Genomic DNA, 23,972 nt, shown 5'->3' with positions numbered 1-23,972 from the left:
AGCCTGTCGAGGTGCTATTCGGACTGCGGCTGGATGATCGGAATCGACTCGGTGTCGGCCGGGCCGAGGGCGATCGTCGGCATCGACACCGTGATCAACGAGCCGTCCGCGCGACGGCTGCCCTCGATGTCGCTCGCGCTCGGCTCACCGACGAGGTGCGGGCCCTGGTTGTCGAGCGGCACCGTCACGGTCGTCCCGGCCTCGACCAGCACCGTGCCGCCACCGACGACGAAGGAGGCGCTGTCGCCCTCCTCGATCGTGAAGCGCATCTCGGTGCGGCGCACCGCGACCTTCACCCGCGTGCCCTTGAGCGTCAGGCGGAAGGTGACTCCCTTCCAGCTCGCCGGCAGACGGGGCGAGAACGACACGACGCCGCCGTGGTCGCGCATCCCGGCGAAGCCGAGGACCAGGGCGCTCCACACACCGCCGGTGGACGCCACATGCACGCCGTCCGGAGTGTTCCGGTGGAGGTTGGCGAGATCGACGAACAGTGCCGACCAGAAGTACTTGAGCGCGAGACGCTGGTACCCGACCTCGGCGGCGATGATCGATTGCACGACCGCCGACAGCGTGGAGTCGCCGGTCGTCAGCGGGTCGTAGTAGTCGAAGTCGGCGAGCTTCTCCTCGTCGGTGAAGTGGTCTCCCTGCAGCAGGAGCGCGAGCACGACGTCCGCCTGCTTGAGCACCTGGAAACGGTAGATCACGAGCGGGTGGAAGTGGAGCAACAGCGGGAGGTGCTCCGGCGGCGTGTGATCGAGGTCCCACAGCTCCTTCTCGAGGAACTGCGCATCCTGCGGGTGGATCCCGAGTCGCTTGTCGAAGGGGATGTGCATGTGCTCGGCGGCGCGCTGCCATTCCACGACCTCGGCGTCGTCGAGCGACAGCCGGGAGACGAGGCGTTCGAACGCCGCCGGGTCGTCTTCGCGGAGACGCTCGACCGCCTCGACCGCGGACAGGAGGTTCGAGCGGGCCATGACGTTCGTGTACAGGTTGTCGTTGACGACGGTCGTGTACTCGTCCGGCCCCGTCACGCCGTAGATGTGGAACGAGTCCTTACCGTTCGCGCGCCAGAACCCGAGGTCCGCCCACATCCTGGCCGTCTCGACGAAGATGTCGACGGCACCGCGGGCCAGGAAGTCCTCATCGCCCGTTGCGGCCACATACTGGCGGAGCGCGTAGGAGATGTCTGCGTCGATGTGGTACTGCGCCGTGCCCGCTGCGTAGTATGCCGAGGACTCCAGACCGTTGATGGTTCGCCAGGGGAACAGCGCGCCATGCTGATTGAGTTCCGTCGCCCGGACGCGTGCCGCGTCGAGCATGTTCTGTCGGAAGCGCAGGGCGTTCCGGGCGACGAGCGGCGCCGTGTAGCTGAGGAACGGCAGCACGTAGACCTCGGTGTCCCAGAAGTAGTGCCCGCCGTAGCCGGAACCGGTCACACCCTTCGCGGCGACGCCGCCGCCATCGGTGCGCGCGGTCGACTGCGCGAGCTGGAACAGGTTCCAACGCGTCGCCTGCTGGATGACGGGCTGGTCGTGGATCTCGACGTCCGAGCGGAGCCAGAAGTCGTCGAGCCACAGCTCCTGGTTGCGGATCGCCGACTCGATGCCGTTCTCACCCGAGCGGTCGAGCGTGCGAGCGCAACGGTCGGCGAGTTCGCGAGGGGGTACGGCGTTCGAGGTGTGATAGCTGATGATCTTCGTGATCTTCGTCGGCACACCGGCGCGACCGCGCACCGTGTACACGTGCTTCGCGAGGTCGGACTCGATGTGCGTGGAGACGTCGTAGTCGTTCTCGGTCTCGATCGTGTGGTCGGCACCGGCGACGATCGTCATGCCCGAGTTCGTCGTCTGGTAGCCGAGCATCGCGCGCGGGCCGTCGATCAGCTTGTACCGCGGCTGGAGGACACGCTCTGTGAGGGACTCCGCCTTCCGCGGGTCGCCCATGCCGGCCTCCGGAGCGTTCGCGAGGTAGTCGTCCTGGCGGTCCTGCCGGTTGATGATCTGGCTGGAGAGCACGATCGACGCGTCGGCGTCGAGCAGGGTGACCTCGTAGTCGATCACGGCCAGGTGGCGGTCGGTGAACGAGACCATCCGGCGCGAACGGATGTGGACGCGTTTGCCGGACGGCGTGCGCCATTCGAGCTCGCGGCTGAGGACGCCGGTCCGGAAGTCGAGCCGTCGCTCGAACATCAGGAGGTCCGCCTCGTTGAGGATGAGCGGCTCGTCGTCGACGTAGAGACGGATGACCTTCGCGTCTGGGGCGTTGACGATCGTCTGGCCGACGCGCGCGAACCCGAATGCCTCCTCGGCGTGCCGGATCGGCCAGGTCTCGTGGAAGCCGTTGATGAAGGTGCCGTGGACGTGACCGTCGCGCCCCTCCTCGACGTTGCCGCGGAGACCGAGGTAACCGTTGCCGAGCGCGAAGAGCGTCTCGGTCGTCCCCTCTTCAGCTGGTTCGACGCGGGTCTCGACCAGAGCCCATTCGTCGAGCGGGAATCGGTGGCGGTCGAGTGGATCGCTGGTGATGTGGTTCATGCCTGGTCCTCGGGAAGTTCGTGGGGTGCCGCGGGGGTGTGCGCCGTGGCAGGAGATCGGGGGTCGGCCGGTTCGTCCGGCCCGGCTGTTCGGCGTGCATCGACGAGCGGATCGATCAACTCGCCGAGGTCGTCGACGACGACGTCCGCCCCGGCGTCGAGCAGGACCTGGGCGCCGATGCCACGGTCGACGCCGAGGACGAGACCGAATGCGCCGTGTCGTCCGGCCTCGACACCCGAGTGGGCATCCTCGACGACGACGCACTCCGCCGGTTCGAACCCGAGCAGATACGCCGCCTCGACGTAGGTGTCCGGTGCAGGCTTTCCTGCGATGCCCTCGCGCGCGGCGACGACGCCGTCCATGACGACGTCGAAGCGCTCCCGCAGCCCGGCGGCAGCGAGCACGACCTCGGCGTTCTTCGAGCTCGAGACCACCGCGACCTCGAGGCCGGCGTCGACGACCGCATCGAGGAACGCGAGAGACCCCGGATACGCGGCGATGCCGTCCTCCTCGAGCACTGCGGTGAACACCGTGTTCTTCCGGTTGCCGAGGCCGCAGACGGTCTCGAGCTCCGGCGCGTCGGACGGTGACCCCTCAGGCAGCTCGATGCCGCGCGACGCGAGCATGGCTCGTACGCCGTCGTACCGTGGTCGGCCGTCGATGTGCGCGAAGTAGTCGTCGTCGGTGTACGGCTCGGCGATGCCCCGAGACTCCAGGTAGGCGCTGAACAACTTCGACCACGCGTGCATGTGGATCTCGGCGGTCGGGGTGATCACGCCGTCGAGGTCGAAGAGCACAGCCCGCAGCCCGAGCAACCGCGCGGCGGTCTCAGGCAGGCTCAGGACATGATTTGATGGCGCGTTGATCGGCTGGGTCACGGTGCACAGTCCTCATCGGTTGGGGGGAAGAGGTGGACGGTGGAACGGAAGCTGCTGACGGCCGCTGATCGCGGCCGGACGCACCCAGCCTAGGAGAGTTTCGCCACCACGTCGTACACGCGGTCGATACCCGCGTGCACCGGGAAATGGTGGTTGCCGACGAACAGGCCGTCCTCGTGGATCTTGTCGGCTGCGGGGAGTTCAGCGGGTACCTTCGCGTCCAGGTACTTCATGACCGGGTTCTTCGTGAAGTTGCCGGCGACGATGGGGCGGGACTCGATGCCCTCGGCTGCGAAGGCGCGCACGACCTCCTTGCGGCGGCCCGCGAGCGAGCCCTCGAGCACGAGCGAGAATCCGAACCAGCTGCTCTCGCCCTGCTCGCGCTGGATGCGCACCGAGTCGAGCCCGGCGAACTTCTCCGTCCAGTACGCGGCGTTCTCGCGACGCCCGGCGATGAGCGCCGGGACCTTCTTGATCTGCTCGATGCCGATGGCGCCGGACATCTCGATGGGGCGGACGTTGTAGCCCGGCAGGACGAACCGGAACAGGTCGTCCCAGTCGTCGCCCGACTTGTCGTGGACGGCGTTGCGCTCAGGCAGCCCGCGGGTCCAGCCGTGCGCACGCAGCGAGGTCATGATCTGCGCCGTGGCCTCGTCGTCGGTGAGGATCATCCCGCCCTCCATCGTGGAGATGTGGTGGGAGAAGAACGCACTGAAGGTGCCCATCGCACCGGCGGTGCCGGCGAACCGGCCGTCGTCCTTCGCCCCGAGCGACTCACAGTTGTCCTCGATGAGGAGCAGGCCGTGACGGTCTGCGAGGGCGGTGAGCGCAGCGAAGTCGTTCGGGTTGCCGAGCAGGTTGACCGCGAAGATCGCCTTCGTCCGCGGGGTGATGGCCGCCTCGGCGAGGGCGAGATCCATGTTCAGCGTGTCGACGTCGATGTCGACGAAGCTCGGGACGAGACCGTACTGCTGGAGCGGGTAGTAGGTGGTGGCCCACGAGACCGCGGGGACGAGGACCTCGTCGCCGGCTGCGAGGTCGACGCGTTCGTCGAGTACGGCGGCCGCGATCGCGATGAGGTTCGCGCTCGAGCCGGAGTTGACCATCACGCCGAACCCCGCCCCGAAGGCGGCTGCGAAGTCGCGCTCGAACTGCGCCACGAGCGGACCCATCGTGAAACGGCCGCTGTCGACGACGCGCTGGAGGGCGGCGTACTCGGCGGCATCCCAGGAGGACGTGGCGAGGGGGAATCCGGAGTCGAAGGGTTCGTCGGTCATGGTGTGGTGATCTCCTGAGCTGCGAGGTAGGCGTGATAGCTGGCGGCGACGCCGGCCGCGAGCGGGGTCGTGGGGTTCCAGCCGAGCACGCGGGCCGCGGCGGAGTCGAGCAAACGCTGGTGCACGCCGGACGGCTTGGTCGCGTCGTATCGGAAGGTGCCGGTGAAACCTGCGGCGAGGCCGACGGCTTCGTAGTACTCGGTGATGCTGTGGTCGATGCCGGGCCCGAGGTTCAGCGTGACCGGCCAGGCGTCGAGCGAACCGAGCTGTGAGACGAGCCAGGCTGCGAGGTCGGGCGTATAGGTGAACTCGCGCCGCGCGGTGCCGTCTCCCCAGACCTCGACCTCGTCGTTGCCGGCGACGAGGGCCGCATGGACCTTGCCGAGCGCCGCTGCGATCAGGTGCGCCTGACCGTGCGTGTAGTCGTCGCCTGGCCCGTAGAGGTTGCTCGGGACGGCTGCCCGGTAGGCGAAGCCGTACTGACGGCTGGCGTACTCGCAGAGCTTCGTTCCGGCGATCTTCGCGAGCGCGTAGCCCTCGTTCGCCCCCTCGAGCGTGCCGCTCAGGAGAGCGTCCTCGCCGATCGGCTGCGGGAGCCCCTCGGGGTAGATCGCGGCACTCGAGATGTACAGCAGTTCGGGCACGCCGGCCTCGATCGCGCCACTGATCACCGAGGTGTCGATCAGGAGGTTGGCGAGGAGGAAATCGGTGGGACGCTGCAGCTTCGCCTGGATGCCGGCCACCTTCGCAGCCGTGTGCACGATCGAGTCGGGCCGCGTCCGTTCGATGAGCGCGGCGACGGCGGCTCGGTCGGTGAGGTCGGCGTCGGCGCGGGTCGCCACGATCAGCTCGTCGTCCGGCCGAAGCGTGGGCCACGCGTTCGCGACGCTCGAGCCGAGCAGACCGGCGCCACCGGTGAGGAGGACGCGCACTGGGCTTAGACCTCGGCGGTGTCGATGTACGGCGAACCCGATGCTGCGAGTTCGGCGACGTCGGAGTCGACCATGATCTGAGCGAGGCGCGGCGGCAGCACCTTCGGGGCCCACCCGAGGACCGACTGCGCCTTGCTGTAGTCGCCGATGAGGGCGTCGACCTCGGTCGGGCGCAGGTAGCGCTCGTCGAACTTGACGTACTTCTCCCAGTCGAGGTCGAGGCGCTCGAAGGAGAACTGCAGGAAGTCCTTGACGGTGTAAGCCGTGTTCGTGGCGAGGACGAAGTCGGTCGGCTCGTCGGCCTGCAGCATCCGCCACATGCCCTCGACATAGTCGGGCGCGTAGCCCCAGTCGCGGACGGCATCGAGATTGCCCATGTACAGGAAGTCCTGCTGACCTGCGGCGATCCGAGCCGCAGCGCGCGTGATCTTGCGGGTGACGAAGGTGCCGCCACGGCGCGGGGACTCGTGGTTGAAGAGGATGCCGTTGACGGCGAACATGCCGTAGGCCTCGCGGTAGTTGCGCGTGATCCAGTACGAGTACACCTTCGCGACGCCATACGGCGAGCGCGGGTAGAACGGGGTCTCCTCGTTCTGCGGCGGCGGCGTCGCGCCGAACATCTCGGAGCTGGACGCCTGGTAGAAGCGGCAGTGCAGGCCGACCTGGCGGATGGCGTCGAGGAGACGGACGGTCCCGAGGCCGGTCGTGTCCCCCGTGTACTCGGGCTCGTCGAAGCTCACGCGCACGTGCGACTGCGCGGCGAGGTTGTAGACCTCGTCCGGCTGGATCTCGTTGAGGAGGGTGGCCAGTCGTGAGCCGTCCGCGAGGTCTGCGAAGTGCAGTTGCAGCCGCGGCGAGCCGCCGTGCGTCGCCTCGGGGTCGTAGATGTGGTCGATCCGACCGGTGTTGAAGGTCGATGCGCGACGCACGAAACCGTGCACCTCGTAGCCCTTCGACAGCAGGAGCTCGGCGAGGTAGCTGCCGTCCTGGCCGGTGATGCCGGTGATGACGGCCTTCTTCACGGGGGTGTCAGTCATGAGGTTCCGCTCTGGGTCGATACGTGTGGTCGGGCCGGGAGATCGTCGAAGAATTCCGCACTGCCCGAGAAACATTGCTAGCTTACCTGGGTGACGCTCGACATCATGATGCCCTTCTACGGCCGCTTCGATCATTTCCAGGCGGCGGTGGAGAGTGTGCTCGCGCAGTCCGACCCCGACTGGCACCTGACGATCGTCGACGACGTCTACCCGGACCTCGCGCCAGGAGAATGGGCCGTCGCCCTGGGCGATCCCCGCATCACCTACCTCCGCAACGAGGTGAACCTGCGGCCGTCGAAGAACTACCGCAAGTGCGTCACGCTCATGACCGGCGAGTTCTCCGTGATCATGGGCTGCGACGACATCATGCAGCCGAACTATGTCCGCCGGGTCGCGGAACTCATCGCCGAGTTCCCCGACGCGTCGATCATCCAGCCCGGAGTCTCGGTCGTCGACGAGAACGGGGCGCCGTCGAAGCCGCTCGCCGATCGCATCAAGGCGATGTACCGTTTCTCGGGCACCGGCGCTCGCGAGTACCGGGGCGAAGCGCTCGCGACGAGTCTCCTGCGGGGCAACTGGACGTATTTCCCCTCGCTCGTGTGGCGGGTCGAGGCGCTGCGGAAGCACGAGTTCCGCCTCGACCTCGACGTCGTGCAGGACCTCGCGATGCTCCTCGAGATCACGAAGGACGGCGGCAGTCTCGTCCTCGACGACGAGATCTGCTTCTCCTACCGTCGGCACTCCCAGAGCGTGTCCGCGGTGACCGGTCCGGACGGCTCGAAGTTCCGTCAGGAGCGCACCCTGTTCGGCGAAGCCCGCCGCGACCTGACCGCGAGAGGCTGGAAGCGCGCAGCTCGTGCGTCCGCGAACCACTGGACCTCGCGTGCCAATGCGTTGAGCGAACTTCCCGCGGCGCTCCGCGCGAAGAACGCCGCCGGCCGCAAGGCGCTCCTCGAGCACGTCTTCGCCCGCGTCTGACCTGCGCCGACCGCCGGGACGCCGGAAACTGCTCCCTGAGCCTGTCGAAGGGCCGCCCTCCTACCCGATTGCTAGGATTCCCCGTATGACGACCTCCCTCGCCGGCACCCTCATCGTCATGCCGGCGCTCAATGAAGAGGCCTCGGTCGCCGCAGTCGTTCGCGAGGTGCATGCCAAGCTCCCCGGCGTCGCCGTGCTCGTCGTGAACGACGGTTCGACCGACGCCACCACCACGGAAGCCCGCTCCGCAGGTGCCGTCGTCGCCGAGCTCCCGTTCAACCTCGGGGTCGGCGGGGCGATGCGTGCGGGCTTCAAATACGCCTTGGCCCACGGCTACCGCAACGTCGTCCAGGTCGACTCGGACGGCCAACACGACCCGTCCGGCGTGGTCCGTCTGGTGGAAGCGCTGCAGACGGCCGACCTCGTCCTCGGCGCCCGGTTCGCCGGCGAAGGCGACTACGAGGTGAGCGGGCCGCGCAAGTGGGCGATGGTCGTCCTGTCCGGTGTCCTCAGTGGGGTCGCGAAGACGAAGCTGACCGACACCACAAGCGGCTTCCGCGCCACCGGACCTCGTGCTGTCCGTCTGTTCGCTGAGCATTACCCGGCCGAATACCTCGGCGACACCATCGAGTCCCTCGTCATTGCCGCCCGCGCCGGTTGCGTCATCCGCCAGGTCCCGGTCGCGATGCGTCCACGGGCAGGCGGCACGCCATCGCACAACCCGTTCAAGGCAGCCCGCTACCTCGCTCGCGCCGGACTCGCGCTCGTGTTCGCGCTCATCCGCCCGCCGGTCGCGCTGCAGGGCGACGGAGAGGTCGTGACCGCATGATCCCGCTCGGCACGTACATCCTCGGCATCCTCGGGGCGGTCCTCACGCTCGGTATCGTCATCGAGATGCTCCGGAAGCGTCAGCTCCGCGAGCGTCACGCCGTGTGGTGGCTCATCGCCGGGATCCTCGCGTTGGTCATCGGAGTCTTCCCCCAGGTGCTCATCTGGGCCGCCGGCGTCATCGGCGTCGAGATCCCGACGAACCTCGTCTTCTTCGTGAGCATCTTCATCCTCTTCCTCGTGAGCATCCAGCACAGCTCCGAGCTCACGACGCTGGAGAACCGCAGCCGGACCCTGGCCGAGGAGAGCGCCCTCCAGGACCTCCGGATCAGGGCACTGGAACAGCGGCTGGCCGACGTGCAGCGAGGCGACTCGTCGACGGGCGGCCGGGCCTGACCCGCAGCCGAGCGATCGGCTGATCGACGAACCACCACAGCGCATATCCGTACGCGACCGAGATCGCGAGCGTGCAGAGGATGCTCGGGATCCAGTCGAGCTCGGGATTCAGCTGGATCAGCAGTTGCTGCACCGGGAATCCGATCAGGAACATCCCGAAGCTCGGGTCGCCGAAGCGACCAGCCGATCGGAGGACGGGGATCGGCTGCGAACCGATCGTGACCAGGACGTAGGGCACGGCGAGATGGGCGACGACCCAGGTGAGTTCGGGCGCGAGCACCATCACGATGGCGAGCACCGAACCGGCGATGAGCGCAGAGCCCAGGCGCAGCGGGATCCGCCACTCGCGGAGGGCCGCGCCGGCGCAGAAGAACGCAGCCACCCGCAGGATGTCGTGCAGGTAGTTGCCCCAGACCACCCCGTCGGTGTCCACAGCGTCGACGAGCGGAGCGACGACGCACCAGACCAGCAGCGCCGTCCAGACCACGGCCCGAACATGGCGCCACCGGATCCAGCCGACGACAGGCACCAGCAGGTACATCGCGAACAGGGGTCCGAGCGACCAGAGCGCTCCGTTCACGGCGTCGGCGTATGAGTTCTCAGCGAAGACACCGGGGAGGAGGTAGTCGGGGTTGAGCACCAGATTGCTCGCGAGATGCTGCACCGTCTGCGGGTGCAGCAGATACGTGCGCGGACCGAGGTCCGACGCGACCAGTCCGATGATGAGGACGGTCACGAGCAGGCTGACGATCAGTCCAGGGAAGATCCGCAACGCACGCACGGAGACGAATCGGATCAGGTTCGGGCGGCGCTCCCATGCGGCCGGAAGGAGGAACCCGGACAGCACGAAGAAGACCCACAGACCGAGCGCCGGGAGGTCGTCGGTGGTGACGGGCCCGAATGGTGAGATGTCGTCGTCGAGGATGATCAGGGAGTGCCGGACGAGCACGGCGACTGCCGCGATCATCCGGAGCGCCGTGAAGGAATTCGGACTCAAGGTACTCCTCTGCCGCGGGTCTCAGGTGCTCAGCGAACCCCGGACACGCTATCCGACGGACGTCTGATTAGGAAACCGGACCGGACTCCGACTCCGAGGCAGGATCGACGGCCGGCTTCACTCGCAGCAGCGCGAAGCCCTGCACCAGCAGCCCCGCGAGCGGACCGAACGTCAGCGCAAGGATCACTCGCTCGTGGAGCCCGAGCGGCAGCAGGAGCACGACCACGGTCACGACCGCGGCGACGATCCAGCCGCCGGCGAACGCACCGTGCTGAGACCGTGACAGGGTCGCAGCACCGGTGACGCACAGCACGCCGACGAGACCGGCTGTGCCGACCAACAAGGCGATCGTCCCACCGGCGAGCACATCTGGACGGCCGAAGAGAACTGACAGGGCCCATGGACCGATGAACCAGGCGAGCAGGGCCAGGATGCCGGACCCCGCCAGTACCACTGCGGCCAGCCGCGCCACCCAACCGAGGACGGCGTCCGCGTGCGAACGGAAGACGACGACGAGATAGCTCTGCAGCGCGAGGACGACGATGACGATCGGTGCTCGCGTCAGGGTGATCGCGTAACTCAACGATCCGAAGGCGTTCGCAGAGACAGTGTCGCCCGTGGCCTGGATCATGAGGGGCAATCCGCTCACCATCACACCCGTCGCGGCTGCAGCGACCACGGTGCGCAGCACGTTCCAGCCGAGCTCCCGCGGGCCGACGTCGATGCCGAAACGACCGACGACCCGCTGACGGACGAAGAGCCAGAGCAGGAGCGGTGTGATCGCGAACGGCAGTGCGACACCCCACGCGAGCACGGAGGTGTCGCTCGTGAACAGCAGCATGACGCCGACGATGCCGAAACGCAGCAGTCCGTCGACGATCGTCATCGCGGCCGCCGCCACCCAGAACGACAACCCGTAGAACACGCCGGAGACCGCGGCGACGACGAGATAGGACGCGACACCGATGACGAGCGGCAGGACGAGCGACCAGCCGTTCGTCGGGAAGACCGCTCCCACCCACAGCCATGCGGTGCCGGCGAGGACGACGGCGACCACCACCGCCGCGACCACCGTGAAGTTCCGTACGACAGGGGTGCGACGCGCATCAGTGCCGGATGCAGCGAGCGGGTGCGCGGCTCGTGCAATCTCCTGCTGGACGCCCGACAGCGCGCTCGCGAGGAGGTAGAGCGCTGACCAGAACACGGCGAACGGTGCATATGCCGCCGTACCGAGCGCGACCCCCGTGATGATCTGCAGGACGTATCCCGCGCCGCCGCCGATCGCCGTGGCGAGCAGGATGAGCACCGCGCCGTTCGGCCCGCGGCGCGCGGGCTCGGGTGGCACGCCCCTAGTCCCGCGAATCGGTTCCACGCTGGGCGGCGATCCATTCCTGCAGCGCCGCGACGCCACGCGTCACGTCCCAGGCCGGAGCCCAGTCGAGGCCGGCGAGCGAGTCGTCGATGCTGCACTCGGCATGCCGGACGTCGCCGTCGCGGTACATCCCGTTGATGATCGGTGCCGGAGCATCGTGGTAGGCGGCGATGGCCTGCGCGAGCTCGAGGATCGTCGTGCCGACACCCGAGCCGATGTCGAACCGCGACACGTCGGCGGACGGCCCAGCCGTGATGACCGCGCGGAAGGACTCCGCGATGTCGTCGATGAACACGAAGTCGCGGACGATGCGTCCGTCCTCATAGACCTGGATGGTGCCTCCGTCCATCGCGAGCTGCGAGAACAGCGACACGATGCCCGTGTAGGAGTTGATCAACGACTGACCCGGGCCGTAGACGTTCTGCAGGCGCAGGATCGTGAGCTTCGCGTCGTGCGCGGCAGTCCAGGCGGACAGGATGTGCTCCTGAGCCAGCTTCGTCGCACCGTACACACTCGTCGGAGCGGGCATCGTCACCGCAGCGCGGCTGGGCATCGGCGTAGCACCCGGGAAGTCCCACTCGGAACGCTCGAACTGCGCGTGCGAACGCTGACCCGGCTCGAACACGGTACCGTCAGCACGCTTCCACTGGCCCTCGCCGTACACGGCACGGCTGGAGGACAGGACGAAGTGGCCGGGGACCTGGCCAGCGCGCCCGAGGGCGTCGAGCATCTCCGTCGTGCCGACGACGTTCGCCTGCGCGTGGCTCGTCGCGGCATGCAGCGACTGAGCAGTGCCGGTCTCGGCAGCAAGGTGCACGATCACGTCGGGCCGCACATCCTGCAGCAAGGCGTCCCAAGCGGCCGCATCCGTGACGTCTCCGACAACGAGCTCGGCGGCCTCATGGAGGTCTGCAGGACGTTGGGCGCTCGGGTGCACCTGCGGGTGCAGCTTGTCGATGACGACCCACCGCTCCGCGACGGACGCCAGCTTGTGGGAGAGCGCACAGCCGATGAAGCCGGCACCGCCCGTCACGAGAACGGTTCCGAGCGTTGATGCAGTCACGTGGTGCTTCCTTTGTCTTGGGACGGATCGACATTCGATGGTACAAGACCGCCCGCCGCGGCGTTCACAGACCGGCGCTCGCGCCGCTGGCCGAGCCAGTCGAGCCCTCGACCGGGGCCCCAGTCCTTCAGCGCCATCGCGCGCTTCTCGATCCCATGCCAGCTGAGCCAGGCGCAACCGGCGGTCACGAGGATGGTCAGCCCGACCCACGGCCAGTATCCGAGCAGGTGCCACCCGAGGAACGCGGTGAACTGCTGGACGAGGAACCCGTAGACGTACATGCCATATGAGTAGTCGTTCTTCGCGCCGATCCACTGGATGCGCTTGGGCAGGCGTGCGGCCAGCCAGAGGATGAAGTAGGCGAACGCCGGATACCCGAGTTGCACCCATCCACCCGTGAGCAGGGTCACGACCATCACCACTGCGGAACCGATGCCGAGCAGGTCGCTGAGCGGTACCTTCCGCGAGTACATGGCCAGCGACGATCCGATGAGGAAGACGAGGGTCAGCTTGATCTTGTTCGGGTCGGCGAGGACCGGAGCGACCATCGCGACGAGTTGTGGCGCGAGGCTGTAGACGACGGACAGGATCCAGAAGACGCCTGCGAGGGCGGGGACGGCCCACCTCGCGTGGCGAAGCACCCCGAGGACCAGGAGCGCCGCGATCAACATGTAGCATCCCCACTCCAGCGCGAGGGTCCACAGCGATCCGTTGAAGACGCTGTACTCCACCGCCTCCCCGTACGGAGTGGTGGTCACGAAGATGTCGTAGATCCCCCACTGACGGATCGTCAGATCGGCGTTCTGGAAGACGTACATGATCGGACCGGAACCGATGTAGTCCCGGAGTCCGTTCCCCGACAACCGCCACGCGATGGGGCCGACGATCAGCGCCCCGACGAGGAGCACCGCCCAGAACGCCGGGAAGATCCGGAGGCCACGACGCCAGAGGAACTGCAGGATGTCCGCGGATACTCCGCTCTTCGCGATCAGGTACCCGCTGATGGCGAAGAAGCCGACAACGGCGAATCCGCCAATCGTCTCCTGCCCATTGCTCCACCCCTTCGACGGGTCCTCGCCCCAACCACCGGTCGGAAAGGCATGGGAGAAGATCACCATGGAGGCGAGGATCAGCCGAAGGACGCCGAGCGAGTTGCGGTGCCCGTTCAGACCCTCGGAGAGCGAGACGCGCTCACCGCGTCGCGGACTCGGTCGGCGACCGGCGCGACGCTTCGGCTCATCGAACGGAACGTTCGTCGTCGAGGTCATGCGGTCCGTTCGGAGAGGCGCGGGGCGGCGTGCTGTCGCGAACCGCTGGCGGGCGTGCTGTGCTGGGGCAAGAATACCCCGGCCAGGGCGCGGAGTCGTTGGCCACCCCGCACGTCGCCCAGGCCTCGATGGGCGCCGCGGGTAGGATTGCCAGCGGTCGCGGCTCGACCGCCCGAGTCGCAACGCCGCTCGCTCGCCACCGATAGGACTGCATCCCCATGGCCTCGAACGCCTCGACGTCGCCCGGCATCCGATGGGAACGGCGGCGCTGGCTGACCTTCCTCATCGCGTTCGTCGCCCTCCTCGCACCAATGACGCTGTGGGCGCTCGCCTCCCCGATCGGGTCGATACCCGACGAGCCATCCCATGCGATCCGTGCCGCCGCGGTCGCCAGAGGAGAGATCGTCTCCGCCCCGTGGAGCCAGAGTCCCACCCTCACGGCTGCCACGGTTCCCGAGAACATCGCGAACGCACACGACCTCGTCTGCTTCGCCTTCGACGCCGAGATCACTGCCGACTGCCAGACTGCGGTCCGCGACACCGACCAGACTTTGGTCGAGACCGGCTCCTCGGCCGGCCTCAACAGCCCGGTGTTCTACGCCCTCGTGGGTTGGCCCTCCCTGTTCCTCACCGGGGACGCGGCCTTCTACGGCATGCGGATGATCAGTGTGCTCCTCTGCGCCGCCTCCCTCGCCGTGATGTTCATGCAGCTGACGCTCCTCCCCCGCTTCAGGTGGGCGATCGTCGGCGCGGTCATCGGGATCACCCCGATGGTCGTGTACCTGGGAGGATCCATCAACCCGAACGGCCTCGAGGTGGCAGCGGCGGGCGGACTCTTCGCCACGCTCGTCGCCACCTTCCGTGGCACCTACAACGGTCGACGACTCGTCGAGCAGGCCGGTCTCGCACTGCTCCTCGGGTCCGCACTCATCACCACGCGGAGCATCTCGCTACTGTGGTTGCTCATCATCGCCGTGGTCTCGCTGCTCTTGGGCAATCGGGAGCGGGTGCTCCGTGTCCTGCGTTCGCCCGTGTCGTGGGTCCTCATCGGCGCGCTCGGGGTCGTGTGCGCCCTGACCGTGCTCTGGTATCTGAACCCCCCGGTCCTCGCCGCTCCGGCACCGGCGAGCCCGGTGAGCCCGGTGAGCCTCGCGTTCGTGTTCTTCTTCACCGAGCTGCAGACCGTCGACTTCATGTTCGGGATGATCGGGTTCTTCGGCTGGGTCGACACCAGTGCGCCATCGTTGACGCTGGCCGCCTGGACCACGTGCATCGCGCTGCTCGTCGCGGTCGGCCTGCTTTGGGGCAAGCGCGGCACCAAATGGGCGATGTGGGTCTTCCTCGCCGTGTGTATCCTCGTACCCGGCTTCACACAGCTCGGTGTGTACGCGCAGTACGGTTTCATCTGGCAAGGCCGGTACATGCTCGCGATGTTCATCTGCCTGCTCGTCGTCGCCGGGATTGCGCTCGACGACGCCGGCCTCGGCGCTGACGGGCGCATCCGCCACTTCGTGACCGGAGCATACGCCTTCTTGTTCATCGGCCACGTCCTGGCGTTCGTCATGGTGCTGCGCCGATACATCGTCGGCGCGAACGGCAGCATGTCGGACATGTTCTTCAACGACGGATGGGAGCCCCCATTCGGATGGAAGTCCCTGGCCCTCATCTACGTGGCCGCGTCCGTCCTGACGGTCCTGCTGCTCCGACGGATGTTCATCATCGCCGAAGGTGCCTCCGTCACCATAGGCGACCAGCTCATCACGCCGGCCGAGCGACTCGAAACTGCAGAAATTGAACGCCTCGATACCGGCGAAATCCAGCGGATCCGGGCTCAGGGGCGCGGCACGACGCGGTAGATGAAGAACGTCGACGGGCCTTGCCGGATGGTATCGAGGCGCTCGACGCAAGGCTGTTGGATGTCGAACTCCGACAGGACGTACGAGACGTTGTCCTGAGCAAAGGAGTAGCAGGAGTCGAAGATCATCCTGATCTGGTCCTCGGTCGGATTGAACGGATCGGGCGGTCCGTCGCCGACACCCCAGGAGATGTTGGCGAGACGGTTCCACGCGTCCTCCCGTTCACCGCTCGGGTCGATCTGCTTCCACATCTCCTCGGACGGTGCTCCCTGAATCCCGTTGTACGAGGCGAGCCCGGACTGCACGAGGGTGATGCCGAGCAGCGGCGTGTTGCCGGCGCCGACCCAGAATCCGGGATCCTCGGCATCGATCTGCTGCATCGTCTTGACGAGTGTCGTCCCGTTGAGGTCGTACACGCCGACGTACACCGGGTTGACCGACCCGGCCACGACCATGCCGACCGCGAGGATCGCCGCGGTCCCGAGGGCCGGCGCTCGGAGCGCGATCAGGACGACTGCTGCGGAGAGGGCGAGGACCGCGACGACCCACACCTTGCTGGCCGTCAGCGGCGTGTGCTGCGGCACGAGGTCCAGTGCGACGACCCCGTAGGCGAGCAGCGACAGGGCGCCCGCGAGCAGGACCGTCCACAGCGGCGGGCGGCGCAGCCCGTCGCGGACGCGCTCATCGATCCGGAGGACGGTGAGCACGATGAGCAGGACGGAGAGGATGCCGAAGGCGAAGCGCATGCGCTCGTTCGGAACGAGGTCGAGGCGCAGAAGCTGCGCGACGGCGTCCCATCCCGGCACGAACAGGAAGGCGGCAAGGACGGCCCCCAGGGCGATCGGCAACAGGACCACCCAGTCAATGCCACCACCTCGGCGGATCCGCTCGATGAGCATCCAGAGGAGGGGGACGATCAGGAAGAGCCCCGCCACGATGAACGTGGACGCCTCCGAGGCATTCGGTCCCAACGGCAGCCCCTGGGCCGGTCCGAGCCCCCGCGAGAAAGGCGCCCCGAAGAACGCGAGGAGCCCCTGGAAACCGGCCTCACCGGTGGGCTCGGATCTGGCGCCCGGGTACACCGTCGACGTGAAGCCCCCGATGGTCTGCAGGCGGGTCAGGATCCAGATCCCCAGCACGAGCGCCGCGGCGACACCGGCGAACAGGATTCCTCGCAGGGCTCGCAACCTCGTCTGGATGGTCCCATCGGCGCTGCCTCGGGTGAGTACGAACCCGACGCAGAACGCGGCCGCGACGACCGTCACCGGCAGGATGAACGGAATGTACACGGTCATGCCGACGGTCACCGCGAGATAGCCCACCAGGACGGGCAGGATGATCCGCGGGAGACGGCGTCGGGTGCGCAGCAGCCAGACGGCCGCCCCCATGAGCAGGAACGCCCAGGCTGCGGGCCAGAACGTGTTGGCACCGAACCACCACTGGAGGAACGGCGAGAAGAAGAATCCGACCGCGAGCAGGCCGGAGGTGACCGGGCGCCTCGGCAGGAGCGTGACCGCGAAGAAGTAGGTCGCACCGATGAGCGCAAGGGGCGGCAACCACCATTTCAGCGCCATGCCGTTGTCGACGGGCAGGATCGCGAACCCGAGCAGATGCGGCCGGAACGCGGTCGACCAGTCCGAGCTCGGCAGGTCCTGCAGCACGGTGACGTCCGTGCCCCCGGGGAAGTTCCGGTTCTCGATCGGCAGGCCCTGCTCGACCTGCGAGATCACCCACGAGGTGTTCACCGACCACTCGTCGCTCCGGATAGCCTGTGGCGTGCCCGCGATCAGGTTCGGGTCGGCCGAGGAGTTGAACGACGCGTTCAGCATCCCGGAGGAGCTTCCGGTGATACCCCCGGCCACGAGCCCGAGCAGGATCACCGCGAGGGCGATGAGCGGGGCGAACAGCACCCGACGGTTCGGGAGCCCCTCTGCGTCGGGCTCCCAGGATGCCGTGATCCTGCGCAGCACGGGGAACCGATCGGTGATGGAACTCATTCGACCCAGCGTATCCGGTCGCAGGACGTAGCGGTCGGTCGGACCGACCGCCACGGGGTCAGGCGACTGCTCCGTCCTTCAGGAGTCCGGCGAACGAGTACGTGACATCGAGGAAGTTGGTCGAGGTCCCGCCCAGCTCCGTGAAGCGGGCCATCGACGAGATGGGGCGCTTCGCTCCACCCTCGAGGAGGTAGATCGTCCCGTTCGGCGTGCGGATGAAGGAACCGGCGTCGTTCCCGATCGGACGCGGCTGGCAGTTGATCGCCGACAGCGTCACATAGGTGATCGGGTACAGCGCCTTCAGCGCGGGGGCCAGCTTGTGCAGCTTCCCCGCGGCCGAGACGTAGTCGACGCCGTTGCAGGTCACGCCGTACTGGAGCGGCTGAGCGGTCGTGTAAGCGTCGAGCTGGGACTGCGGGACGAAGTCCGTTCCGGCGATGCCCATCGCCGTCGGGTAGTCGAAGCTCGATACGGGGATCTTCGTCTGGGTCCCGTCGATGAGGAAGACGGCGGCGCTCTCCGACGATCTCACGAGGGTACCCGGCGCGAGCACCGGTGCACCGACGGGGACCTGGCCGAGCACGTTCGCAGCGATCGTCACGATGGCCGGCGACTGCGTGTTCGTCGTCGAGGTGAGCGCGAGCCACGAGGTGTAGGGCCGGATGCGCCCGCCGGCGATGAGGTAGACCGCTCCCGTGTTCCCGGTGATGGAGGTCCCCTCCCCGATGGTCCCACTCGATGCATAGGAGTCGACGAACGCCTGGCTCGCGGGAACGGTCGCGATCGGTGAGCCGACACCCCACGCGTACCGTCCCGCAGCGCTCAGCACTTGCGGCGCCCCACCTGGAGCGATGACGGCGCCTGGGAAGGTCCCGCCGCTCGCAACGCGGTCATAGTTCCGCGGCCACAACGCGCTGCCGGAGCGGCCCGGCAGGCCGAGCGACGCCGTCGTGTTAGCGGGGACCTGGTAAGCGGCTCCGCCGCTGAAGAAGGAGTACGTCCCCGCGCCTCGGCTCCCGAGGTAGATCGAGTCGCGGAGGATCGGAGCGCCGTCGGCGAGGTTCGAGACGCCGGCCTCGGTCAGGACGATGAGGTCGGCCGGAATCCCTGCGAGCGCCTGGGCGGTCGCGTCGACGATCTCCCGCTTGGTCCCCCGCGTCACGTAGTATCGGGCACCCGCGGTGGTCGCGTAGACGGGCGTCACCCTGGCGTTCGGCTCGACGAATTGCAGGATCTGCGAGTCGGTGAGCTGGGTGTACCCGGCAGGCGTGCACGATCCGCCGTAGTCGATGACCATCTCGCAGCTCGTGAACCCGACCCGCAGCCCCGCATCAATGAAGTAGATCGCCCCGCTCGGCGCGCGGACAATGCGCGATGCATTCCCGGCGGTCGTGTAACGGTCGAGGTACGCCTGCGAGACCGTTGCCACGCCTCCGAGAGAGGCGTAGGCGGACAGCGTCGCCTGGTCGGGCACGTAGTACTTCTGCTGATCGGCCACGAGGTAGATCGCGGCCGATGAGGCGCTCTTTACCAGGCTGCTTCCACCAGTGGTCGACCCGAACCAATCCGTGTACAGGCGCCAGAAATTGCGGTTGCCGTAGGCACCGCAGCCGTCCCCGGAGCCATACAAGTTCGCGAGCGCGGAAGCGTTCGGCTGGTAGGGCGTGTAGTTGTAGAGCCCGGCTGTCGCATAGTTCTGAATGAATACGGAGCTCGAGCCGCAGGCGGCATTCGGGTTGTACCGCACCGCGTTGATCCGGCCAGGCACGTGGTTCCATCGCGTTGGGTTCGCCTGATAGTTCTTGAACTGCAGCGCAGCTGCGTACACCTGGTTGTAAAACCCGTAGTAGTTTGTGTCGCAGTCGGCGGTGTCGGGGCAGCCGTACCCCATCGCCGAGCGGTACTGGCGGGCGCTCGGCCAGTCATCCGTGATGAGGCTTTGCTCCTTCTCCAGCATCACGATGAGGACCTTTTGGCTGATCCCACAAGCCGCACCCACCTTGGCGATGATGGACGCGGCGGACTCACGGCCGGAACCGGCGTAGGCCGCGCAACGACCAGCTACAGCCGACCGACTGGCCGTCGCCTCGGCATAGTCCTTGAGACAGGTGTAGCCCGCTCGACAGCTCGGGCGAGCAGCGTTCAAGAAGTTCTGAACCTCGCCGGCGCCCATCGTGCCGCCGTCGTAGAACAGCGAGTCGCTGATGATGTTGCCGGCCTGGAAGTCCCGGGCGTCAGCGGCCGAGGCGCTCTGCACCGAGACGGGCGCAACGGTGAGCACGCCAGCGATCAGTGCGATCGCGGCGAGGATCGCGGGAAAACGCAAGCGCCTCATGGCACCTCCACAGTGAGAGCGGTCGAGACCAGGGTGTCGATCGAATCGGACGAGTAACTCAGGACGACCGACCAGGTGCCGGATGGAAGTTGCGCGAGCGGCACCTGGACGGTGCCGCAGGAGGTGGTGCTGGAGTCGGCGATACCCTCGCTGGAGACGGCGACTGGCTCGGTCGTCCCGGTAAACGTGAACGTGCACGCGCCACCGTTCTCGAGGATGCCCTGGATGTAGCCGGCGGCGGACACGTTCGCGCCGTCGACGTCGACACCCGCGTAGCTGACGACGGCGTCGGCCGTCACCGGGCTCGGAGTCTCGGTCTTCTCGGGCGGTGGGGTGATTCCGGGAGCGATGCTGGTGGCGCTTCCGGAGGGCTTCGGCCCAGTCTCGGCATCGGTGCATCCGCTGAGGAATCCCAGCAGAGCAACCATCGCGACAATGCGCACGGCGACAGTCGTTCGTCCAGCCGTCATCGTCTCCCCGATCCGCTCGAAGGGGCGGTTACCCCCGTTCAGGGTAGCGGTACCTGTGAGGTCAATGCGACACATGAGATTTCCGGCGTGGCTGCCGAGGATTCCCGCCGGGAGGTGCAGGGCCTCATTCGGAGAGCGCGAGCTCCTCATACGTCGCTCGTACGCCGTCGTCAAGCGCGATCGTCGACGGTTCACCGAACTCCTCCGCGTAGCGGGCGATGTCGAGCACCACTCGGTCCACGAACGTCGCCGGCGCGGGACGATCCTCGATGGCGAAGTCGATCCCGGTCACGCGTCGGAGTGAATCGAAGACCTCGTTCACGGAGTAACCCTGCCCGCTGCCGATGTTGTACAGGTCGTGTTCGCGATCACGTCCGACCACCTTGGTGATCATCTGAACGGCGTCCGTCACGTAGATGTAGTCGCGGACCATCGATCCGTCGCCCAACCGCACAGTCGTTTCGCCGTTGACCACCTGGCGGAGCGCGATGGGGATCAGGCCCTGCTTCTTGTGGGGGTGCTGCCGCGTGCCGTACGGGTTCGAGATCCGGAAGCTCGTGGAGTCGAGGCCGTGCATGGTGCGGAAGTAGTGCAGGTAGTGCTCGATCGTGAGCTTGCCGATGCCGTACGGCGAGACCGGGAGCGCGCGGTCCTGCTCGGCATAGCTCGCCTTGCCCTGCGGGCCGTAGATCGCTCCGCCGGTCGAGGCGAAGTAGAAGTGACCGACGCCGGCCTCGGCGCTCGACTCGAGCAGCTCGACGGTCTGCGCCACGTTCGTCCGGATGTCGAGCGTCGGATCGGCTTCAGCGGTCGCCGGGTTCGTCGTCGACAGAAAATGGAAGACGAGGTCGCGCCCGCGCACCGCGCTATCGAGATCGGTCCGGCTCAAGAACTCGCCCCGGAGCAGCTCGACCCCGGAACTGCTGAAGCTCGGCTCACGACCGCCGCTGAAGCGATCGAACGCGGCGACCTCGTGTCCGTCGGCGACGAGGGCGTCCACCAGATGGGATCCGATGAAGCCGTTAGCCCCGATGACGACTGCTCTAGCCACGCATGGCCCGTTCGAACGCCTCGACGAACTGTCGACCACTGTCAGCCCAGGTGGTGTGCTCCAGCGATTCCGACATTGCGACGGAGCGTTCGGCGGCATCCGGACGATCGACGACCTCGACGAGGCGGTCGGCGATCGCGCCGGGAGCGGGGAGGACGTACTCGATGTACGCGTTGTCGGAGACCAGCCGGTTGTTCGGAGCGTCGTTTACGACGGGAGCGACACCGGCAGCGATGAGTTCGAGCGGGAGCAGCGACATGTTCGACAACGAGAGGACGAGGCCCGCGGCACACCTGTTGTAGATGGGGTTCAGCTCTGAGATCTCGAGTCCGGACAGATTCTTGTATGGGAACGGGATGTCCCAGTCGGAGACGTCCCAGCCTGCCATGTTGATCGTGTATTCGGGCCGCCGCTTCGCGAACTCCGCGAGCGCCAGGACTCCGAGCTCGAATGCGCGACGGGGCGTGACGGGCCGCGCGTAGAAGAAGATCTCCTTGCGGCGCTCTGTGTTGGTGACGGAGTAGTGCTTGCGCTCGACCGAGAAGTCGAAGTGGTCGGTCGGCATGCCGTACTCGTCGTGCAGCTTCTTCGACAGCCATCCTCCGGCGGTGATGCCGTGGAAACCGAAGTGGTAGGTGTTCTCGGCCAGAATCGACTCGGTGCCCGCGGCGTAGAACGCGGGCTCGAAGTCCTGCACGAAGTAGAAGCGACGTGCGTCGCTGGCGTCGGTGAACGCGGGATACGCGGTCTCCCAGCCGGTCGCGAACAGCGCGTCGATGCCGGGACCGACGCCGAGCTCAGGGTCGTAGTTGTGGAAGTCGGCCTTCAGAACGGGGTAGGCCGGCGACTGGTCGAGCATCCGACGCATGTCCTTGAGGTCGACCACCACACCGATGCTGTTGTAGAAGTGGACGCTGCAGGTGTGGCCGGCGCGCTCGGCGAAGTCGATGAAGCGGAAGAGGTTCTGGTGCCCGCCGCTCGTCGCGCTTGGCGGCGACATGATCCAGGCGATGTGCGACTTGCGGTCCGTGACGACGACGGGCTCGAGCAGCTGCGGGCCCGGCTTCGTCCAGTCGACCGCGATCGCGTCGGACACCTTCACCGGGAGGTAGATCGTCTTGCCGGCGACGCGCGCCCGGAGGTTCATCTGGACTCGTCGCCAGAAGTGGCGCGGTCCGTCATTCTTGAGGACATCGAGGGCGACGCTGACTTTGCGAAGGAAGGATTTCATGATTCTCTCTCTGTCACCTAGACAGGGTACGGCCAGAACCCGGGCTGGTGCATCTTGTGCTCCCAGCGCCCCCAGGCGGTCTGCACTTCGTAGTGGCGCACCCGCGCGTCGCGGGTCTTCGATTCGTAGTGGTAGAGCTCTGCATGCGGCGTCCACAGGATGCCGTAACCCTGCTCGAGCACCTTCAGGCACAGGTCGACGTCGTTGAACGCTCCGGGGAGCAGGGTGGTCATGCCACCGACCTCAAGGTAGACGGAACGCGGCATCATGGCACAGGCCGCAGTGATGCCGACGACCTCGCGCTCGACCCGGTAGCCGTCCGTGGGGCCCGCCGTTCCGCGGGGCAACTGCATGCCGACGTGGATGGTGTCGCCCCGCCAGTAGTGGTGACCGGCGTGCTGGATGGTGTCGTCCTCGTAGTACAGCATGCAGCCGGACATCCCGGCGTTCGGCAGCTGCGCCAGAGCGAGGAGGTCCTCCATCCAGTTCGGCGTGATGACCGAGACGTCGTCGTTGAGGATCAGCACGTACTCACCGATCGACGACAGGACGCCGAGATTGATCTTCCCAGAGAAGTTGAAGGATTCCGTCCACGGGACCAGGTGCAGACGCGAGCCCGCGATCTCCGTGATGCGCTCAACAACTCCCGCGTCTGCGACGTCGTCGATCACGACGACGAACTCGTAGCGCTCGTAGGTGCTCCGCTCGACGATGCTCTCGATGGCGTCGACGAGGTAGCTCCGGTCGGAACCGGGAAGGTACTGGCCGCGAGTGGGGATCACGATCGACACGAGCGGTTCGCCCTGGACGGCTCGCGCCGTGTGGTGGACGCCGTCGGTACCGATGTTGAGCACGGAGCCACCGCCCGTGGCAGCCAGGTGCTCCTCGAGCGCACGTCGGACGCCGTCGGCCGCTTCCACGCCGAAGTCACCGAGCGCTCCTTGCGCGGCAGGGACGAACGCCGCCGCGGCGAGGTGGGCGATGACCGCGTCGCCTCGGGTGGCACGCAGCGCGAACTCGTAGGCATGGGCGCCGACGTACCCGATGCCGAACCCGCCGAGGCGCTCGAATGTCTCACGACGCACGAGCACCAGGTCGCCCCAGAAGTACTGGTTGCGCAGGCGTTCTGCGGCCGGCGCCGGCTTGAGGACCGGATCGAGGGTTCCGTCGGGTAGGACGACCGCCTCGTCGGTGTAGAGCACCTCGGTGTCGGGATGCTCTTCGACGAAGGTCCGGATCGTGTCGAGGGCGCCGTCGACGAGGGTCCCCGGACGTGAGACGACCGACACGAACGGTGTCGAAGCGGCAGCGGCGGCGTGGTTCAGAGCGTCGGCGTCGCCGTCAGCGACCGTCACCACGTCGGCATCGGTGCTGACCGAGGACCGGAACGCTTCGACGTCTGAGGCAGTGAGGCCGGACAGGATGAAGGTGACCCCGAACGGTGTGCCGTCCGTGTGGGTGACCGCCACGGG

General features: G+C 67.2%; 19 protein-coding genes. 4 read left to right on the top strand and 15 right to left on the bottom strand.

Features of this window, described 5'->3' with window-relative positions; genetic code table 11:
* Nucleotides 1-14 precede the first annotated feature (14 nt).
* The 5 genes from ABMA10_RS08590 to gmd form a co-directional block, all read right to left on the bottom strand.
* Nucleotides 15-2,534 (bottom strand): glycoside hydrolase family 65 protein, encoded by a 2,520-nt coding sequence (locus ABMA10_RS08590; protein WP_347870343.1) that lies wholly within the window; start codon nucleotides 2,532-2,534, stop codon nucleotides 15-17.
* Nucleotides 2,531-3,412 (bottom strand): HAD family hydrolase, encoded by an 882-nt coding sequence (locus tag ABMA10_RS08585; protein ID WP_431031425.1) that lies wholly within the window; start codon nucleotides 3,410-3,412, stop codon nucleotides 2,531-2,533. Before ABMA10_RS08585 ends, ABMA10_RS08590 begins: the two co-directional genes overlap by 4 nt.
* A gap of 89 nt (nucleotides 3,413-3,501) precedes the next feature.
* Entirely contained in the window at nucleotides 3,502-4,689 is a 1,188-nt protein-coding gene (locus tag ABMA10_RS08580; protein ID WP_347870342.1) for a DegT/DnrJ/EryC1/StrS family aminotransferase, read from the bottom strand.
* A complete protein-coding gene (locus tag ABMA10_RS08575) occupies nucleotides 4,686-5,621 on the bottom strand; it encodes an NAD-dependent epimerase/dehydratase family protein (protein ID WP_431031424.1) in 936 nt (311 codons plus the stop codon). The genes ABMA10_RS08580 and ABMA10_RS08575 overlap by 4 nt, the downstream gene beginning before the upstream one ends.
* Before the next feature lie 5 nt (nucleotides 5,622-5,626).
* A complete protein-coding gene (gene gmd / locus ABMA10_RS08570) occupies nucleotides 5,627-6,658 on the bottom strand; it encodes a GDP-mannose 4,6-dehydratase (protein WP_347870340.1) in 1,032 nt (343 codons plus the stop codon).
* A 90-nt stretch (nucleotides 6,659-6,748) separates the two neighbouring features.
* On the opposite strand from gmd, the gene ABMA10_RS08565 reads away from it, so the two are divergent.
* The 3 genes from ABMA10_RS08565 to ABMA10_RS08555 all read left to right on the top strand — a co-directional run bounded on the left by ABMA10_RS08565 (nucleotide 6,749) and on the right by ABMA10_RS08555 (nucleotide 8,860).
* Nucleotides 6,749-7,636: a glycosyltransferase family 2 protein gene (locus tag ABMA10_RS08565; protein ID WP_347870339.1), complete on the top strand. Its 888-nt coding sequence runs from the start codon at nucleotides 6,749-6,751 to the stop codon at nucleotides 7,634-7,636.
* Nucleotides 7,637-7,721: 85 nt separating this feature from the next.
* Entirely contained in the window at nucleotides 7,722-8,465 is a 744-nt protein-coding gene (locus tag ABMA10_RS08560) for a glycosyltransferase family 2 protein (RefSeq protein ID WP_347870338.1), read from the top strand.
* On the top strand, nucleotides 8,462-8,860 hold the full coding sequence (locus ABMA10_RS08555; protein ID WP_347870337.1) for a DUF2304 domain-containing protein: 399 nt from the start codon (nucleotides 8,462-8,464) through the stop codon (nucleotides 8,858-8,860). Before ABMA10_RS08560 ends, ABMA10_RS08555 begins: the two co-directional genes overlap by 4 nt.
* Here ABMA10_RS08555 and ABMA10_RS08550 read toward each other — a convergent pair.
* The 4 genes from ABMA10_RS08550 to ABMA10_RS08535 all read right to left on the bottom strand — a co-directional run bounded on the left by ABMA10_RS08550 (nucleotide 8,793) and on the right by ABMA10_RS08535 (nucleotide 13,560).
* On the bottom strand, nucleotides 8,793-9,857 hold the full coding sequence (locus ABMA10_RS08550; protein ID WP_431031423.1) for an acyltransferase family protein: 1,065 nt from the start codon (nucleotides 9,855-9,857) through the stop codon (nucleotides 8,793-8,795). The two genes, ABMA10_RS08555 and ABMA10_RS08550, sit on opposite strands and share 68 nt — an antisense overlap.
* A 67-nt stretch (nucleotides 9,858-9,924) precedes the next feature.
* Entirely contained in the window at nucleotides 9,925-11,202 is a 1,278-nt protein-coding gene (locus ABMA10_RS08545; protein ID WP_347870336.1) for a hypothetical protein, read from the bottom strand.
* A 4-nt stretch (nucleotides 11,203-11,206) separates the two neighbouring features.
* Nucleotides 11,207-12,292 carry an NAD-dependent epimerase/dehydratase family protein gene (locus ABMA10_RS08540; protein WP_347870335.1) on the bottom strand — a complete coding sequence of 362 codons (1,086 nt, stop codon included), beginning with the start codon at nucleotides 12,290-12,292 and terminating at the stop codon, nucleotides 11,207-11,209.
* Nucleotides 12,289-13,560: an acyltransferase family protein gene (locus ABMA10_RS08535; protein WP_347870334.1), complete on the bottom strand. Its 1,272-nt coding sequence runs from the start codon at nucleotides 13,558-13,560 to the stop codon at nucleotides 12,289-12,291. The genes ABMA10_RS08540 and ABMA10_RS08535 overlap by 4 nt, the downstream gene beginning before the upstream one ends.
* A gap of 218 nt (nucleotides 13,561-13,778) precedes the next feature.
* Between ABMA10_RS08535 and ABMA10_RS08530 the strand changes: the two genes are divergently transcribed.
* A complete protein-coding gene (locus ABMA10_RS08530; RefSeq protein WP_347870333.1) occupies nucleotides 13,779-15,416 on the top strand; it encodes a DUF2142 domain-containing protein in 1,638 nt (545 codons plus the stop codon).
* Here ABMA10_RS08530 and ABMA10_RS08525 read toward each other — a convergent pair.
* From ABMA10_RS08525 to ABMA10_RS08500, 6 genes are all read right to left on the bottom strand, one after another.
* The gene (locus ABMA10_RS08525; RefSeq protein WP_347870332.1) at nucleotides 15,392-17,413 is read right to left on the bottom strand and encodes a DUF7657 domain-containing protein; all 2,022 of its coding nucleotides are present in this window, start codon (nucleotides 17,411-17,413) and stop codon (nucleotides 15,392-15,394) included. The two genes, ABMA10_RS08530 and ABMA10_RS08525, sit on opposite strands and share 25 nt — an antisense overlap.
* 58 nt (nucleotides 17,414-17,471) lie before the next feature.
* Complete coding sequence (locus ABMA10_RS08520) at nucleotides 17,472-19,748, bottom strand: hypothetical protein (protein WP_431031422.1); 2,277 nt, start codon at nucleotides 19,746-19,748, stop codon at nucleotides 17,472-17,474.
* A complete protein-coding gene (locus tag ABMA10_RS08515; protein ID WP_347870330.1) occupies nucleotides 19,745-20,218 on the bottom strand; it encodes a hypothetical protein in 474 nt (157 codons plus the stop codon). Before ABMA10_RS08515 ends, ABMA10_RS08520 begins: the two co-directional genes overlap by 4 nt.
* 124 nt (nucleotides 20,219-20,342) lie before the next feature.
* Nucleotides 20,343-21,269 carry an NAD-dependent epimerase/dehydratase family protein gene (locus tag ABMA10_RS08510; RefSeq protein WP_347870329.1) on the bottom strand — a complete coding sequence of 309 codons (927 nt, stop codon included), beginning with the start codon at nucleotides 21,267-21,269 and terminating at the stop codon, nucleotides 20,343-20,345.
* The gene (locus ABMA10_RS08505; protein ID WP_347870328.1) at nucleotides 21,262-22,500 is read right to left on the bottom strand and encodes a glycosyltransferase family 1 protein; all 1,239 of its coding nucleotides are present in this window, start codon (nucleotides 22,498-22,500) and stop codon (nucleotides 21,262-21,264) included. Before ABMA10_RS08505 ends, ABMA10_RS08510 begins: the two co-directional genes overlap by 8 nt.
* 17 nt (nucleotides 22,501-22,517) lie before the next feature.
* Nucleotides 22,518-23,969 (bottom strand): glycosyltransferase family 2 protein, encoded by a 1,452-nt coding sequence (locus ABMA10_RS08500; protein ID WP_347870327.1) that lies wholly within the window; start codon nucleotides 23,967-23,969, stop codon nucleotides 22,518-22,520.
* Between the last annotated feature and the right edge of the window lie 3 nt (nucleotides 23,970-23,972).

The organism is Plantibacter sp. RU18 (assembly GCF_050613355.1).
GTDB lineage: Bacteria > Actinomycetota > Actinomycetes > Actinomycetales > Microbacteriaceae > Plantibacter.
The sequence above is the reverse complement of the archived record's forward strand: the minus strand, read 5'-3'. Positions and strand labels throughout refer to the sequence as shown.

Coding starts and splice junctions, on each gene's coding strand:
- ABMA10_RS08555 (WP_347870337.1), top strand. CDS start 8,462: ATGATCCCGCTCGGCACGTACATCCTCGGCATCCTCGGGGCGGTCCTC.
- ABMA10_RS08515 (WP_347870330.1), bottom strand. CDS start 20,218: ATGACGGCTGGACGAACGACTGTCGCCGTGCGCATTGTCGCGATGGTT.
- ABMA10_RS08530 (WP_347870333.1), top strand. CDS start 13,779: ATGGCCTCGAACGCCTCGACGTCGCCCGGCATCCGATGGGAACGGCGG.
- ABMA10_RS08580 (WP_347870342.1), bottom strand. CDS start 4,689: ATGACCGACGAACCCTTCGACTCCGGATTCCCCCTCGCCACGTCCTCC.
- ABMA10_RS08520 (WP_431031422.1), bottom strand. CDS start 19,748: ATGAGGCGCTTGCGTTTTCCCGCGATCCTCGCCGCGATCGCACTGATC.
- ABMA10_RS08505 (WP_347870328.1), bottom strand. CDS start 22,500: ATGAAATCCTTCCTTCGCAAAGTCAGCGTCGCCCTCGATGTCCTCAAG.
- gmd (WP_347870340.1), bottom strand. CDS start 6,658: ATGACTGACACCCCCGTGAAGAAGGCCGTCATCACCGGCATCACCGGC.
- ABMA10_RS08535 (WP_347870334.1), bottom strand. CDS start 13,560: ATGACCTCGACGACGAACGTTCCGTTCGATGAGCCGAAGCGTCGCGCC.
- ABMA10_RS08590 (WP_347870343.1), bottom strand. CDS start 2,534: ATGAACCACATCACCAGCGATCCACTCGACCGCCACCGATTCCCGCTC.
- ABMA10_RS08525 (WP_347870332.1), bottom strand. CDS start 17,413: ATGAGTTCCATCACCGATCGGTTCCCCGTGCTGCGCAGGATCACGGCA.
- ABMA10_RS08560 (WP_347870338.1), top strand. CDS start 7,722: ATGACGACCTCCCTCGCCGGCACCCTCATCGTCATGCCGGCGCTCAAT.